Origin of the sequence: Streptomyces hydrogenans, from assembly GCF_014656075.1 — a bacterium.
In the GTDB taxonomy this organism is placed as follows: Bacteria; Actinomycetota; Actinomycetes; order Streptomycetales; family Streptomycetaceae; genus Streptomyces; species Streptomyces hydrogenans.
Genome location: NZ_BNBS01000029.1, coordinates 34,065 through 48,922 on the forward strand (window position 1 = coordinate 34,065; position 14,858 = coordinate 48,922).

The following is a 14,858-nucleotide window of genomic DNA, read 5'->3' on the forward strand; positions in this document are numbered from 1 at the left end:
CTCCCCTTCTCATGGGAGCTCGAACGATGGACATCATCCTCCGCGCCCAGGGCGTGGACCTCTTCTACGGCGAGCAGCATGCGGTTCGCTCCGCCGATTTCACCCTCGCACGCGGCGAAGTGGCGGCGATCATGGGCAGCAGCGGGTCGGGCAAATCCTCGCTGCTGTACTGCCTCGCCGGCGTGCTCCCACCCACCAACGGCAGCGTCTCCTTCGACGGAGTGCAGCTCTCGGCGCTTCCCGACACGGAGTTGAGCGCCTTACGTCGCGAGCGGATCGGGTTCGTCTTCCAGTACGGAGAGCTGCTTTCCGAGCTGACCGTGGAGGAGAACGCGGCCCTGCCGCTGCGCCTCGCCGGCATCGACAAGGCTCGTGCGCACGTGATCGCCGCCCAGTTGCTGGGCAGACTGGGCATGGGTGACCTCCTTCGCCGCAGGACCTCGAAACTCTCCGGCGGGCAGTCGCAACGAGTCGCGGTCGCCCGCGCCCTCGTACACCGGCCGGACGTCGTTTTCGCGGACGAACCGACCGGAGCCCTCGACAGCACGAACGCGGCCCATGTGCTCGATGAGTTCCTGCAGTTGGCCAGGAGCCAACGCACAGCGGTCGTCATCGTCACTCACGACGCCGCTGTCGCGGCGAAGGCCGACTCCCAGTACACGATGTCGGACGGGGTCCTTGCCCAGCGGGTGATGGCGTGAGCCCCTTCCTGCTCGGGTTGCGTCTCCTCTGGGGCAGCGGCCGGCGGGGGCGCATCCGATTCCTGCTCATGTCGCTCGGAGCCGCAGTCGGTGTGGCTTGCCTCGCCGCCGTGATGACCATCCCCACGATCATCTCGGCACACGACGCGAGGACGCAGGCCAGGGAGCTCCTGCCCGCCAAGCACAGCAACGTCCTCTTCTACGAGTTGCTGGACCCTTACGGCTCGCAGCCGTTCCAGCGGACGTTCCTGGCCCGCACGGCGCCGGGCACCACTCCGCTGCCTCCAGGAATCGACCGGCTGCCCGCCGCCGGCGAAGCGATCGTGTCGCCGAAGCTCCGCCGGATCATGGCGACCGACCCCGGAGCACGGGGGCTCGTTCCGGGAGAGGTCATCGGCATGATCGCCCCGGAAGGGTTGGGGGGACCCGACGACCTCTACGCCTACATCGGGACCACAGCCGACCGGATCCCGGAGGCGCTTCCCCTCGGAAGCTTCGGGAACGCCCACCCCTGGCATCCCGTTCTTGAACCCTCGACGCTCGACATCCTCCGGTTCACGCTCGCCTGCGTCGTCCTCCTTCCCCTCGTCATCTTCCTGTCCGTCTGCGCGCGTCTCTCCGGCGAGTCGCGCGCGCGAAGGCTCGCGGCCTTGCGGTTGGTAGGTCTCAGCATCAAAGGCACCGTGCGGGTCAACGCCGGGGAGACCGTCGCGGCGGCGTCGTTCGGAGCGGTGCTCGGGCTCGCCGGATACCTCGCGGTCAACGAGGTCGTGTCGCGGACCGGGCTCCCCGGGCTGCGGTGGTACCCGGCGGACGGGCGGCCGGAGTGGTCGACCGTGGCGGTGTGTCTGGTGGGATGTCCCGCGCTCGCGTGGGTCGTCGGTTTGTTCAGCGCCCGGCGGGCCGCGCTCTCGCCGATCTCGGTGCGCCGGACCGCTGAGCGCACGCCGCCGCGAAGGTTCGGGGCGCTGCTGCTGGTCCCGGGGCTGGGGGTGATCGGCGGCTACTGCGCGATGAGCGTCATGGGCAAGGACCCGTCCGGTGGTTCCGCCAGTTCGACGCTCGTACCGTGTGCCGTCCTGCTGACCGGGGCGGGGCTCGTCTTCGGGCTGCCTCCGGTCACCGCCTGGCTGGCGCGGCGGATCGCCAAGGTCTCCACCTCGCTTCCCCTGACGCTGGCGATGCGGCGTACGGAAGTCGACCCGGGATCCTCGCTGCGGGTGGTCACCGGGCTGGTCCTGCTGGTGTTCGGGGCCTCGCTCACCCAGGGCGTGCTCATCGAGCTGGACCAGGTGAGCCGGCGTACGGCACCGGTTCAGGAGTACCGGATCGACTTGAAGAACGTCAGCCCCGCGCAACGGGCGACGCTGACGCGGGTACCGGGTGTCCGAAACCACGTCGTGTCGTACGAGTCATGGACCGACTTCGACGGGGAGACGAAGCCGACGGTGACGGCGATCGTCGCCACCTGCGCGCAGTTGAAGGCGTTGACCGAGCGGGCGGCCGGCTGCCTCGATGGCAGGATCCAGCAGCTGCGTGACGTCCAGGCGCCGTACTGGGAGGACCCGGAACCCGGTGGGCGCTTTCCCTTCGAGCTGGAGAGCGGCCGGAAGACCGCGCTCGCCGTCCCGCCCGACCGGGTCGACATCCGCCCGTACGACATCTCCATCGCCAGTTCCGGCAGCCTGCTCGTGCCACCTTCTCTGGCACCCAGGGGGCTCGCGGCCCGGTCCGGAAGTCTGACGCTGGTTTCCGGGGCCGATGCCGAAACCGTACGGAAGGTGCTCGACGGGATCGGGGCCGTGGTCCCCACCGCGCCGGTCGAACCAGTGGGGATCGCCGTCGAGGCACTGGCCCAGCTCGCCGTCGTGCGGGGACTGCTCGGCACCGGAATGGTGCTGGGGCTCGTCGTGGGTGTGGCCGCGTTTGTGGTTTCTGTGGCTGATCGGGGGTTGGAGCGGCGGGGGCAGGTGGCCGCGTTGGGGTTGTTGGGGGCTCGGGCGGGGACGTTGCGGGGGGTGCAGGTCGTGCAGGTGGTGGTGCCGTTGGGGGTGGGGCTCGGAGGGGCCGTGGTGGCGGGGTGGCTGGCCGAGGCCAGTTATCTGATCACCGGGGGCGGGGCCGTGCACTGGGACTGGGAGGGGTTGCCGGTGCTGGTGGGGAGCGCGGTGGGGGTGCTGGTGGTGGCGGGGGTCGCCTCCGTGCCGATGGTGCGGCGGCACGTGGATCCGGAGCACATCCGGCGGGACTGAGGAGCGGGTGGGCGCGGTGCGATGAGTTTCCGGGGGATGAGGGGTCTCATGTCCTGTCCCCGTTTCCGAGTCGTCCTGGAGGTCATCGTGTCCACCGCTTCCGCTCCCAAGGGTCCCGCCAGCTACTTCCCGTCGATCGAGAAGAAGTACGGGCGGCCCGTGTCCGAGTGGTTCGAGGTCATCCGTTCCTCGCCGCTCGACAGGCACATGGATCTCGTCGCCTGGCTGAAGAGCGAGTACGGGCTCGGGCACGGGCACGCGAACGCGCTCGTGGCGGCCGTCCGGGCCGAGGACGGCCGGTAGGCGGTCAGGCGAACTGGCCCGGGACGTAGTCGCCGGCCGGCTGCTGCGTCATGACGTTGAGGCGGTTGAAGGCGTTGATGAGCGCGATGAGCGAGACCAGCGCGGCGAGCTGCTCCTCGTCGTAGTGCTTCGCGGCGTTCTCCCAGGCCGCGTCGGTGACGCCGGTGTGGTGGTCGGCGAGGCGGGTGCCCTGCTCGGTGAGTTCGAGGGCGGCGCGCTCCGCCTCCGTGTAGACCTTGGCCTCGCGCCAGGCGGACACCAGGTGGAGGCGGAGGGCGGTCTCGCCGGCCGCGGCGGCGTCCTTGGTGTGCATGTCGAGGCAGAAGCCGCAGCCGTTGATCTGGCTCGCGCGGATCTTCACCAGTTCCTGGGTGCTGTGCGGGAGGACCGCGTCCGGGATGCCGAAGCCGGCCGAGGCGAGGTGCTTGACGACCTTGGCGGCGATCGGGCTGGCGAAGAGGTTGAGGCGGGCGTCCATGGGGTTCCTCCGTGAGTTCTGCGTGAGCTGGGTGTGTTGGGTGTGTTGGGTGTGTCGGGTGGTGCCTTGCCGGGGTGTTCTCCGGGGGCTCCTTGTGCTTTCAATGGGTTGACGGAGGGCGGGGGGCGGTTGTGACAGGGGCAGGGGGCGGATGGGTGTGAGCTACGTCACTCGGGAGTTCGTGCGGGCGGGTGTGCGGCTGTCGTTGCGCGACTGGGGCGGTGACGAGGAGGGCCGGGTCGGGGTGTTGCTGCTGCACGGGCTCGCCGGGCACTGCGGGGAGTGGGACGGGCTCGCACGGGCGCTGCGGGGGGACGGGTACCGGGTGCTCGCGCTCGACCAGCGGGGGCACGGGGGGAGCGAGCGGGCTCCGGAGGACGTGTCGCGGGCGGCGTACGTGGACGACGTGCTGGGGGTGGTGGAGGCGTTCGGGGGGTCCGGGCGGCGGCCGTTCGCGCTCGTGGGGCAGTCGTACGGCGGGCATGCCGCGCTGCTCGCGGCGGCGCGGCGGGATCCCCGGGTCACCGGGGCCGTACTGGTGGAGGCCGGGCCCGCCGGGTCCACGCCCGAGGACGTGGCGGGGGTCGCCGGGTGGCTGCGGGGGTGGCCGGTGCCGTTCGCGAGCCGGGAGGCGGCCGTCGCGCACTTCGGGGGCGGGGCCGTCGGCGAGGGGTGGGCCTCCGGGTTGGAGGAGCGGGACGGCGGGTGGTGGCCGCGGTTCGACGCCGGCGTGCTGGCCGCCTCGCTCGCCGAGAACGCCGTCCGCTCCTGGTGGGAGGAGTGGGACGCCGTCGACGTACCGCTCCTCGCGGTCCTCGGGCAGCACGGGATCGTCGACGCGGAGCAGTGGGACGGGATGGCGCGGCGGCGGCCGGGGCTGCGCGGGGTCTGCCTGCCGGGGGCCGGGCACGACGTGCACCTGGAGCGGCCGGACGAGGTGTACGGGGCCGTGGCGGCGTTCCTGCGGGAGCTCGACGGGCCGGCGGACCCGGACGGGGCTTGCCTTGGAGTCCGCTCCAGGCCCTAGGGTGCGGCGCATGCGCTATCGGATACTCGGCGGGACCGGGATCGAAGTCAGCACCTACTGCCTCGGCACGATGATGTTCGGATCGGTCGGCAACCCCGACCACCAGGACGCCGTGCGGATCATCCACTCCGCCCTCGACCGGGGCGTCAACTTCGTCGACACCGCCGACATGTACTCGGCGGGCGAGTCCGAGGAGATCGTCGGGAAGGCGCTGCGCGATCCGCGCCGCCGGGACGAGACCGTGCTCGCGTCCAAGGTGTACTTCCCGGTCGGCGAGGACGGGCCGGCCCGCGGCGGGCTGTCCCGGCGGTGGATCACGCGGGCCGTGGAGGCCAGCCTGGCGCGGCTCGGGACCGACCGGATCGACCTCTACCAGGTGCACCGGCCCGACCACCGCACCGACGTCGAGGAGACCCTGGACGTCCTCGGCGACCTCGTCTCGCAGGGCAAGATCCGGGCCTTCGGCTGCTCGACCTTCCCCGCCGAGCGGATCGTCGAGGCGCACGCGGTCGCCGAGCGGCGCGGGCTGCGGCGGTTCCGGACCGAGCAGCCGCCGTACTCACTGCTCGCGCGCGGCGTGGAGACCGCGGTGCTGCCGGTGGCGCAGCGGTACGGGATGGGCGTGCTGACGTGGGCGCCGCTCGCCTCCGGCTACCTGTCGGGGGCGTACCGGAAGGGGCGCGGGGTCGATCTGACGCGCGGGCGGGCGGCGATCACCCCGCACCGCTTCGACCCGGCCCTCCCCGAGAACGTGGCGAAGCTCGACGCCGTCGAGGAACTCGCCCTGCTCGCCGAGGAGATCGGCTGCACGCTGCCCGAGCTCGCGGTCGCCTTCGTCGCCGCGCACCCCGCCGTCACCTCCGTGATCCTGGGGCCGCGGACCGGGGAGCAGCTGGACGGACTGCTGAAGGGCGCCTCGCTCGTGCTGAGCGACGAGGTGCTCGACCGTATCGACGCGATCGTTCCGCCGGGGACGGACCTCTACCGGGCGGACGGCGTCTGGCGCCCGCCGTCGCTCACCGAACCGGCCCTGCGGAGGCGGCCGTTGGGTGAGCGGGCGGCCGCCGGGTCCTGACGGGGCGAGCGGGGCGGCTGGAGGGTCCCAGCCGGCCGGAACGGGACCTGACCGGCCGGGGCGGGCCTGACCGGCCGGGGTGGGCCCCCGTCCTCCGGATCATGACCGGGCGGCCCCTCCCCTCCCCTCCCCTCCCCTCCCCTCCCCTGGCCGGTCAGACGGCGTCGAACTGTTCCGTGCCCACGACCGTGAGGAGGGCGAGGCGGTCGGCGGTGTCCGTGCCGGGCGGCGGGGTGAGGAAGACCAGGCGCTGTTCGCCCTCCGGGGCGAGGAGGACCTGGCAGTCCAGGTCGACCGGGCCGATCAGCGGGTGCTGGACGCGCATCCGGCTGTGGCGGCGGACGGCCACCTCGTGCTCGGCCCACAGCCCGGCGAACTCCTCGCTGGCCGCCCGGAGCCGCTGCACCAGGCGGGTCGAGGCCGGGTCGCCGCCGCGCCGGCCGTAGGCGGCGCGCAGGTCGGCGACGTGGAGCCGGCTGTAGTACGCGTGCTCCTCCGCCGGGTACGCCGTACGGGCGGCGGGGTCGGCGAACCAGCGCCAGACGACGTTCCGCCCGTGCTCCGAGACCGTGCAGACGCCGCCGAGCAGCGCGCGGGCCGGGGCGTTCTGGGCGAGGACGTCGCCGAGGTCGCTCAGGACCTGCGCGGGGGTCGTCGGCAGCTGGTCCAGGAGGTGCAGCAGGCCGGGGGCGACGTGCTCGCCCGCGACGGCGCCGGCCGGCGGGCGGTGACCGGCCAGCAGGTGGAGGTGGTCGCGCTCGTCGGCGTCCAGGCGCAGCGCGCGGGCGAGGGCGGCGAGCATCGGCGGCGAGGGCTGCGGGCCGCGCGCCTGCTCCAGGCGGATGTAGTAGTCCGCCGACATGCCCGCGAGCTGCGCGACCTCCTCGCGGCGCAGCCCGGGGGTGCGGCGGCGCGGACCGGCCGGGAGGCCCACGTCCTTGGGGGTGACCCGCTCGCGGCGGCGGCGCAGGAAGTCGGCGAGTTCACGCCGGTCGATCGTCGTGGCCATGACGATCATCCTGCCGGAGGGACGGGGGCCGAACCAGGGACCGGCGGTCCCAGGGTGAGGAGGGCTCTCCCGGTGGTCTCCGTACGGCGGCATCGTCCTCGGTGTCAGCCGGTCCGGTGACGCCGCGGTCCGCCGCGGCGGCCGGCCGGAGCGCGATCCGTATCCGATCCGCGTCCGTATCCGTATCCGTATCCGTCGGGAGCACCCACCGCCATGACCATCACCACCACTGCCACTGCCACTGCCACCGCCACCCCCGCCACCTCTGTCGTCCCCGCCGTCCCCACCGTCACCGCCCGCACCGTCGCCGTCGGCGCCGCCCGCGTCCACTACGACGTCCACGCCTCCGGGAACACGTCCGCCGGGCACGCCTCCGCCGCACCGGCCCTGCTGCTCGTGCACGGCACCGGTTCGGGCGGCGCGGTCATCAACTGGGGGCGGACCGCGCCCCGGTTCACGTCCTCCCGGACCGTCATCACCCCCGATCTGTCGGGTGCCGACCGGACCGTCGACGACGGCGGGGAGCTGACCGTCGAGGGGCTCGCGGCGCAGGTGATCGGGGTCGTCGAGGACGCCGGCGGCGCGCCGGTGGACCTGCTCGGGTTCTCGATGGGGGCGCCGGTCGCGGCGGCCGTGGCCGCGCTCCGGCCCGACCTGGTCCACCGGCTGGTCCTGGTGGCCGGCTGGGCGCACACCGAGGGCGACGAGTACCTGCGGAACCTGTTCACGCTGTGGGAGCGGCTGGGCGAGCACGACCCGGCGGGCTTCGGGCGCAGCGTGACGATGACCGGGTTCAGCCGGGGGTTCCTCAACGGGGTGGGCCGCGAGGGCGTCGAGGCGCTGATCCCCAACATGCCGCCCACGCCCGGCACGCTGCGGCACGTCGCGCTCGACCTGGGCGTGGACATCCGGGCGCTGCTGCCCCGGATCACCGCGCCGGTGCTGGTCGTCGGCTGCACCCGGGACGCGACCGTGCCCGTGGAGAACAGCCGGGAGCTGGCGGCGGCGATCGGCGGCAGCGCGTACGCGGAGATCGACGCGGGGCACGTCGTCTTCTTCGAGAAGGAGGACGAGTTCGTGCGGACGGTGACGGACTTCCTGGACGTGTGAGGCCGTCGAGGGCCCGCGGGCCGCTCGGTCACTCGTACCGGCCCAGGCCCGGGACGCCCAGGTCCGAGAGGCCGTCGAGGACGAGGTCCACGCCGACCGCGGCGAGCAGCAGGCCGAGGAGCCGGCCGAGCAGCTCGATGGTGGTGTGGTGGGTGCGGCGCAGGACGCGGGCGAGCGCCAGGACGCAGACGAGGTCGAGCGCGATGACCGCCATGTAGGCGCCGACGACGGTCGAACGCCAGCTGACCGAGTAGCGGGCGGCGGCCTCGATGAGCAGGGCGGTCATGGCGAGGGGGCTGACGACGTACGGCATGAGGAGTTCGCGGACGCCGCTGACGGTGTCGGGCGAGTCGTCGTGCGGGCCGTCGGAGCCGAGGTGCATGCCGAGGACGAGCCCGACGGCGTAGATGAAGAAGATGACGCCGCCCGCGAGCTGGAGGGCGGGGGTGCTGATGTGGAAGACGTCGAGGAGCCAGGGGGCGGTGCCGCCGGTGACGATGCCGACGACGACCGCCGCGGCGGAGGAGAGCAGGGCGATGGTGCGGAGCTGCCGGACCGGGTGGGCCTGCGCCAGTCCGGCGAAGGCGAGGAGCACCTTCGGTGGGCCGATGACGGAGAAGAACGTGATGAACGCGGCGGAGAAGGTGAAGGACTGCACAGCGGACATCATGGGGTGGTCGGGTGATTCCGGATGGATTTGGGGATTCCACCCGCGCGGTGTCGAAAGCCCCGGTCCGGTTCCGACCCACCTTCGAGAGAGGTTCACACGACACGCACGTACGGAGGACACCATGAAGTACCTCGTGATGGTGCAGGGATCGCACGCCGACTACGAGGCGATGTCCGGGCGCGGCGCGGCGCAGAGCCCGGCCTGGGACCAGGAGTCCCTGACGGCGATGTTCGACTTCATGAACGCGCTCAACAAGGAGCTGATCGAGAGCGGCGAGATGCTCGACGGCCAGGGCCTGGCCGACCCGGGCGAGACCCGGCTGGTCTCCCTGGACGCCGAGGGCCGCCCGGTCGTCACGGACGGCCCGTACGCCGAGACCAAGGAGGTCCTGGCCGGCTACTGGGTCCTGGACTGCGCCGACCTGGACCGCGTCACGGAGATCGCCGCCCGCATCAACCGCTGCCCCCAGCCCCCCGGCGCCCCGACCCACCCGGTGGTCATCCGCCGCATCGACGAGATGGGGCCTTCACGGGACTGAGCGGGGCCGGGCCCGGAGGGGGCGGGTGGGGAGGGGCGCGGGTCCGGACCGTGGCGCCGGGAATGGCGGGGGTGGGTGTCATCCTTGGAAGTCGATGGATCCCCGGTGCGGGGGTTGTACTGCCCCCTGGGGTATCTGCTGGAGGAGTGGTTGTGGAACTCGATCTCGCGGGCGCGGAGCTCAAGGCCGTGCTGAACCGGCTGCGCCGGGCGCAGGGCCAGATCTCCGGCGTGATCCGGATGATCGAGGAGGGGCGCGACTGCGAGGAGGTCGTGACGCAGCTGGCGGCCGCCTCGCGGGCGCTGGACCGGGCCGGGTTCGCGATCATCGCGACCGGGCTCCAGCAGTGCCTGACCGAGATGGAGAACGGGAAGCGGGACGGCGAGGACCCGGACAAGATGCGGGCCCGGCTGGAGAAGCTGTTCCTGTCGCTCGCCTGAGCGTCTGCGCGCCTGCGCGCCTGAGTGCCCGAACACCTGGGCGCCCGTGCACCCGGACATCTGAGTGCCCGAACACCTGGGCGCCCGTGCACCCTGGCGTCTCAGTGCCCGAGCGCCTGAGCCCCCGTGCCACCGAGCGCCCCCGCCTCTGAGCGCCTGAGCGCCGAGGCGCCCGCGTAACCCCGTACGACGCGTACGCACCCCCGGTGGAAGCCTTCCGCCGGGGGTGCGCGCGTGTGCGGGGGAGGGGGTCAGTCGACCGGGAGGCCCTTCAGGCGCTTGGCGATCGTGGTGAGGCGGGTGCCCTGGTAGCGGGCGGCGGCCAGGACGTTCTCGGCGGGGGCGCCGTTGGCGGCGGGGTGGGCGGTGCCGTACGGGTTGCCGCCGGCCGCGTAGACGGCGGGGTCCGTGAAGCCGGGGGAGACGATGACCGAGCCCCAGTGGTGGAAGGTGTTGTAGAGGGCGAGCAGCGTGGACTCGTTGCCGCCGTGGAGGTTGTGGGCGCTGGTGAAGGCGGTGGCGGGCTTGTCCGCCATGACGCCGCGCTGCCACAGGCCGCCGGTGGTGTCGACGTACTGCTTGAGCTGGGCCGCCACGTTGCCGAAGCGGGTGGGCGAGCCGAGCGCGTACGCGTCCGCCCATTCCAGGTCGTCGAGGGTGGCGAGCTCGACGCCGGCGGTGGCGTCGACGTGGGCGCGCCAGGCCGGGTTGGCGTCGATCGCGGCGTCCGGGGCCAGCTCGGGGACCCGGCGCAGGCGCACCTCGGCGCCGGCCTTCTCCGCGCCTTCGGCGACCGCCTGGGCGAGCTGGTGCACGGCACCGGTGGACGAGTAGTAGACGACGGCGACCTTGACGGACATGACGGGCTCCTCGCTGCGGACCGATCCCTGCGGACCGACTAAGTGGATTCGTTTCCGTTTAGCTGGGGCGAGCCTAAACGGATAGCAATCCGGATGGCAACCGGGGCAGGTATGCTCGAAGGACGGGGAGACCGACGACCGGGGGCGCGAGGAAGGGCAGGGACGGGCCGATGGGCACGAGAACACCGGGCACACCGGGGACCGGCGACGGATCCCCGCCGCTGCTCACCGTGCTGCCGGCCGCGCCCGGCACCGGACCGGCCGCCGGCCCCGCCACCGAGCGCGCCGACGCCGCCCGCAACCGGCGCAGGATCCTCGACGCCGCCGCCCGGATCGTCGCCGAGAAGGGCCCCGACGCCGTCACCATGAACCAGGTGGCCCACGCCAGCGGCATCGGCGTCGGCACCGTCTACCGCCGCTTCGGCGACGTCTCCCAGCTGCTGTGGGCGCTCCTCGACGACCGCGAGCGCCAGTTCCAGGAGGCGTACATGAGCGGCCCGCCGCCGCTCGGCCCCGGCGCCCCCGCCGGCGAACGGCTCGACGCCTTCCTCGACGCGCTCGTCGACCGGGTCGCCGAGCAGCGCGCCATCCTGCTCGCCGCGCACTCGGCCGCCCCCCGCGCGCGCTACCACAGCGGCGCCTACCAGGTCATGCACACGCACGTCGCGATGCTGCTGTCCCGCATCCGGCCCGGCGCCGACTCCGCGCTGCTCGCCCACCTCCTCCTGGGGTCCTTCTCGCCGGACCTCATGCACCACCTCACGGTGGAGCAGGGGCTGCCCGCCGAGCGGGTCAAGGCGGGGGTGCGGCAGCTGCTCGCACTGCGGACGTAGGGCGGCGCCCCGCCCGTCCACCCCGTCGCCCCGCCCGTCCACCCCTCGGAATCCCCTGGACCGGGCCTCCGGCGACGACCCACGATCGCCCCATGACCACCGCGCCGAAGACCTTCCTCATCCTCCACGGCTTCCAGAACCACCGGCCCGCCGGGCACTGGCAGCACTGGCTCGCCGGCGAGCTGCGCGCCCGGGGCCACGAGGTCCGCCATCCGCAGCTGCCCGAGCCGGACGCGCCCGTCCTCGACGACTGGCTGGCGGCCCTGGAGAAGCACGGCGAGCGGCCGGCCGAGGGCGAGTTCGTCGTCCTGGCGCACAGCCTGTCCGTGCTGCTCTGGCTGCGCGCGGGCGCGCGCCGGCCGGCCGGCGACCGGGTGCTGCTCGTCGCCCCGCCCTCCCCCGGCGTCACCGCCTCCATCCCCGAGATCGCCGCCTTCGCCGACGGCCTCGACCTCGCCGAGGAGGGGGTGGCGGCACGGCTCGTGTACGGCGACGGCGACCCGTACTGCCCCGAGGGCGCCGACGCGCACTACGGCACCCCGCTCGGCCTCGACCCGGACCTCGTCGCGGGCGGCGGGCACCTCAACCCCGACACCGGCTTCGGGCCCTGGCCGGCCGTCCTGCGCTGGTGCGAAAACCCGGAGACCCGGATCGTCGGCGCCGAGTAACGTCGGGCGGATGCGCCCCCAGACCAGCCCGTACGCGACCGGCCTGCTCGACGTCGGCGACGGCAACCGCGTCCACTACGAGGTCCACGGCAACCCGGACGGCAAGCCCGCGCTCGTCGTGCACGGCGGGCCGGGCTCCGGGTCCTCCCCCGGTTCCACCCGGCTCTTCGACCCGGAGAAGTACCGGATCGTCCTGTTCGACCAGCGCGGCTGCGGGCGCTCCCTGCCGCACGCGAGCGACCCCGCCGCCGACCTCTCGGTGAACACCACCGCCCACCTGGTGGCCGACATGGAGCGGCTCCGCGCCCACCTGGGCGTCGACCGCTGGCTGCTGTACGGCGGCTCCTGGGGCTCGACGCTGATCCTGGCCTACGCGCAGGCGCACCCGGAGCGGGTCAGCGAGATCGTCATCCCCGCCGTCACCACCACCCGCCGCTCCGAGACGGCCTGGCTGTACGAGGGCGTCGGCCGCTTCTTCCCCGAGGCGCACGAGCGGTTCCGGGCCGGCGTGGACCACGCGGAGGACCCGGTCGGCGCCTACGCGGCCCGGATGAACCACCCCGACCGGGCCGTCCGGGAGCGGGCCGCGGCCGACTGGTGCGCCTGGGAGGACGCCGTCCTGTCGATGGAGGGCATGGGAACCCCGTACACCGACCGCGTCGACGACACCCGGCTCGGCTTCGTCCGGATCTGCTCCCACTACTTCGCGCACGGCGCCTTCCTGGAGGAGGGCGCGCTGATCAGGGACGCCCACCGGCTCGCCGGCATCCCCGGCGTGCTGATCCACGGCCGGCTCGACATGGGCGGGCCGCTCACCACCGCCTGGGAGCTCTCCCGCGCCTGGCCCGACGCCGAGCTGCGCGTGGTCGAGCGGGCGGGCCACCTGGGCGGCGGGGAGACCCGCCGGCTGGTCGTCGAGGCCCTGGAGCGCTTCGCGGACGGCTGACTCCACCGGGCGGCCCCGCGCCCGCGGCGGGATCATCGAAGCATGAGCCCCGAGAGCACCCCGGGCACCCAGGGCCCCGGGACCCCCCTCGCCCGGCGGCCCGCCACCGACGCGCGCACCGGCCGCTCCCCGCTCGCCGCGTCCCTCGACGTGTCCCCGGCCCGGGGGCCGGCGGAAGACGACCGGAGCGTACGGCGAGGAGGGCGGCCACCGCTCCGCCGCCGCCGACGAAGCGGCCACGAAAGCCGCCAAGGACAGCAAATCGTCCGGGAACTGAGAATTCCAGATGTCAATCCTGTTCAAGGTGACATGAATTGCGCCGAACGTGTTCACAGAACACCCTCACGGTGGCTAACTTCCCCTCAACCTCGTCCCCATCGGGAAGGACTTCTGTGAACGCAACACAGCGTCGCGCCGCGGCCATCCTCGCCGCGGCGGCCCTCGCCACTCCCCTGGTCCTCGCCTCGCCGGCCACCGCCGTCAAGGACCCCGCCGCAGCGCCCGCCCGGGACGCCGCGAAGCTGGCGAAGAAGCTGGTCCGCGAGACCACCGGCAAGGACGCCTTCAAGCACCTGCAGAAGTTCCAGGCCATAGCCGACTCCGCCGGCGGTCACCGCGCGGCCGGCTCCCTCGGCCACGACGCCTCGGCCGCCTACGTCTACACGACGCTCAAGAAGGCCGGCTACAACGTCTCGTACCAGAAGTTCGACTTCGTCTACACCGAGACCCTCGCCGAGAAGGCCTCCGTCCTCGGCTCCGCGCCCCGCGCGCTCGACATCCGGGCGATGACCTACACCAAGTCCACCCCGGTCGGCGGCCTCACCGCCGCGCTGGCCGCCGTCCCGGTCGACGCCGACGGCACCACCGGCTGCGAGCCGGGCGACTTCGCCTCCGGCACCTTCACCGGCAAGATCGCCCTGATCAAGCGCGGCGGCTGCACCTTCGCCGCCAAGCAGGAGAACGCCGCCGCGGCCGGTGCCGTCGGCGCGATCGTCTACAACAACACCGCGGGCCTGCTCTCCGGCACCCTCGGCGCCGCCGACGCCGGCAAGATCCCGACCGCGGGCCTCTCCCAGGCCGAGGGCGAGCAGCTCGCCGCCGACCTCGCCAAGGGCGCGGTGAACCTCTCCTTCGAGGTCCGCCAGCTCAACGAGAAGCGCTCCACCAACAACGTCATCGCGGAGACCAAGGGCGGCAACGCCGCCAACACCGTGATGCTCGGCGCGCACCTCGACTCCGTCACCGCCGGCCCCGGCATCAACGACAACGGCTCCGGCTCCGCCGGCATCCTCCAGGCCGCCCTGGAGCTGGCGCAGTCGAAGGACAAGGTCCGCAACAAGGTCCGCTTCGCCTGGTGGTCCGCGGAGGAGAACGGCCTGCTCGGCGCCGAGCACTACGTCGCCAACCTGTCGGAGCTCGACAGGAAGGAGATCAAGCTCTACCTGAACTTCGACATGATCGCCTCGCCGAACTACGGCCTGTTCGTGTACGACGGCGACAACTCGGACGGCGTGGGCGCCGAGGCGGGCCCGGCGGGCTCGGCCCAGCTGGAGCGCGACATCACCGACTTCATGGACAAGCAGGGTCTCCCGCACCTGGGCACCGACTTCGACGGCCGCTCCGACTACGGCCCGTTCGTCGACGCCGGCATCGCCTCCGGCGGCACCTTCACCGGCGCCGAGGGCATCAAGTCCCCCGAGCAGGCCGCCCTGTTCGGCGGTGAGGCGGGCGTCGCCTACGACGTGAACTACCACGCCAAGGGCGACGACATCACCAACGTCAACATGAAGGCGTTCGACGCCAACATCGACGTCATCGCCAACGCCGTGGGCACCTACGCCCACGACATCTCCTCGCTGCGCAAGCCGGTCGACTCCGTGCCGACCGCCGGCGGCACGGCGGGCGGCGGCCACGACCACGACCACGGCGTGACCGAGTAGGTCCGGAC

The 14,858-nt window shown here is 73.0% G+C and carries 16 protein-coding genes; 12 read left to right on the forward strand and 4 right to left on the reverse strand.

Annotation, left to right across the window (positions count from 1 at the left end):
* The first annotated feature begins 26 nt into the window (after positions 1–26).
* Genes IE321_RS14995 through IE321_RS15005 form a run of 3 tightly spaced genes read left to right on the forward strand, consistent with a single transcriptional unit; the run spans position 27 to position 3,256 of the window.
* Complete coding sequence (locus tag IE321_RS14995; RefSeq protein WP_190223263.1) at positions 27–701, forward strand: ABC transporter ATP-binding protein; 675 nt, start codon at positions 27–29, stop codon at positions 699–701.
* Positions 698–2,953 carry an FtsX-like permease family protein gene (locus IE321_RS15000; RefSeq protein ID WP_190223264.1) on the forward strand — a complete coding sequence of 752 codons (2,256 nt, stop codon included), beginning with the start codon at positions 698–700 and terminating at the stop codon, positions 2,951–2,953. The genes IE321_RS14995 and IE321_RS15000 overlap by 4 nt, the downstream gene beginning before the upstream one ends.
* A gap of 48 nt (positions 2,954–3,001) precedes the next feature.
* Complete coding sequence (locus IE321_RS15005; protein WP_051842179.1) at positions 3,002–3,256, forward strand: DUF4287 domain-containing protein; 255 nt, start codon at positions 3,002–3,004, stop codon at positions 3,254–3,256.
* A gap of 4 nt (positions 3,257–3,260) precedes the next feature.
* Here IE321_RS15005 and IE321_RS15010 read toward each other — a convergent pair whose 3' ends face one another.
* A complete protein-coding gene (locus IE321_RS15010) occupies positions 3,261–3,734 on the reverse strand; it encodes a carboxymuconolactone decarboxylase family protein (protein ID WP_043224784.1) in 474 nt (157 codons plus the stop codon).
* A 157-nt stretch (positions 3,735–3,891) separates the two neighbouring features.
* Between IE321_RS15010 and IE321_RS15015 the strand changes: the two genes are divergently transcribed.
* Positions 3,892–4,761, forward strand: a complete 870-nt coding sequence (locus IE321_RS15015; RefSeq protein WP_372470246.1) for an alpha/beta fold hydrolase — start codon at positions 3,892–3,894, stop codon at positions 4,759–4,761.
* A gap of 10 nt (positions 4,762–4,771) precedes the next feature.
* A complete protein-coding gene (locus IE321_RS15020) occupies positions 4,772–5,836 on the forward strand; it encodes an aldo/keto reductase (RefSeq protein WP_043224787.1) in 1,065 nt (354 codons plus the stop codon).
* 154 nt (positions 5,837–5,990) lie between these two features.
* Here the strand turns inward: IE321_RS15020 and IE321_RS15025 are convergent, their stop codons facing one another.
* Positions 5,991–6,845 carry a helix-turn-helix transcriptional regulator gene (locus tag IE321_RS15025; protein WP_226652060.1) on the reverse strand — a complete coding sequence of 285 codons (855 nt, stop codon included), beginning with the start codon at positions 6,843–6,845 and terminating at the stop codon, positions 5,991–5,993.
* 213 nt (positions 6,846–7,058) lie between these two features.
* Between IE321_RS15025 and IE321_RS15030 the strand changes: the two genes are divergently transcribed.
* Entirely contained in the window at positions 7,059–7,955 is an 897-nt protein-coding gene (locus IE321_RS15030) for an alpha/beta fold hydrolase (RefSeq protein WP_190223267.1), read from the forward strand.
* Positions 7,956–7,983: 28 nt separating this feature from the next.
* On the opposite strand, the gene IE321_RS15035 is transcribed toward IE321_RS15030, so the two are convergent.
* On the reverse strand, positions 7,984–8,613 hold the full coding sequence (locus IE321_RS15035; protein ID WP_079022060.1) for a MarC family protein: 630 nt from the start codon (positions 8,611–8,613) through the stop codon (positions 7,984–7,986).
* 133 nt (positions 8,614–8,746) lie between these two features.
* Between IE321_RS15035 and IE321_RS15040 the strand changes: the two genes are divergently transcribed.
* Both IE321_RS15040 and IE321_RS15045 read left to right on the forward strand, forming a co-directional pair.
* Entirely contained in the window at positions 8,747–9,163 is a 417-nt protein-coding gene (locus IE321_RS15040) for a YciI family protein (protein WP_190223268.1), read from the forward strand.
* Positions 9,164–9,315: 152 nt separating this feature from the next.
* Positions 9,316–9,603, forward strand: coding sequence for a metal-sensitive transcriptional regulator (locus IE321_RS15045; RefSeq protein WP_043224790.1), 288 nt, complete (start codon positions 9,316–9,318; stop codon positions 9,601–9,603).
* Between the two features lie 251 nt (positions 9,604–9,854).
* Here IE321_RS15045 and wrbA read toward each other — a convergent pair whose 3' ends face one another.
* Positions 9,855–10,463 (reverse strand): NAD(P)H:quinone oxidoreductase, encoded by a 609-nt coding sequence (wrbA, locus tag IE321_RS15050; protein WP_043224792.1) that lies wholly within the window; start codon positions 10,461–10,463, stop codon positions 9,855–9,857.
* A 170-nt stretch (positions 10,464–10,633) separates the two neighbouring features.
* Between wrbA and IE321_RS15055 the strand changes: the two genes are divergently transcribed.
* From IE321_RS15055 to IE321_RS15070, 4 genes are all read left to right on the forward strand, one after another.
* Positions 10,634–11,296 (forward strand): TetR/AcrR family transcriptional regulator, encoded by a 663-nt coding sequence (locus IE321_RS15055; protein WP_190223269.1) that lies wholly within the window; start codon positions 10,634–10,636, stop codon positions 11,294–11,296.
* 92 nt (positions 11,297–11,388) lie between these two features.
* Positions 11,389–11,964 carry an RBBP9/YdeN family alpha/beta hydrolase gene (locus IE321_RS15060; RefSeq protein ID WP_190223270.1) on the forward strand — a complete coding sequence of 192 codons (576 nt, stop codon included), beginning with the start codon at positions 11,389–11,391 and terminating at the stop codon, positions 11,962–11,964.
* A gap of 10 nt (positions 11,965–11,974) precedes the next feature.
* On the forward strand, positions 11,975–12,910 hold the full coding sequence (gene pip, locus IE321_RS15065; RefSeq protein WP_190223271.1) for a prolyl aminopeptidase: 936 nt from the start codon (positions 11,975–11,977) through the stop codon (positions 12,908–12,910).
* Between the two features lie 392 nt (positions 12,911–13,302).
* Positions 13,303–14,850: a M28 family metallopeptidase gene (locus tag IE321_RS15070; protein ID WP_190223272.1), complete on the forward strand. Its 1,548-nt coding sequence runs from the start codon at positions 13,303–13,305 to the stop codon at positions 14,848–14,850.
* The last annotated feature ends 8 nt before the right edge of the window (positions 14,851–14,858 follow it).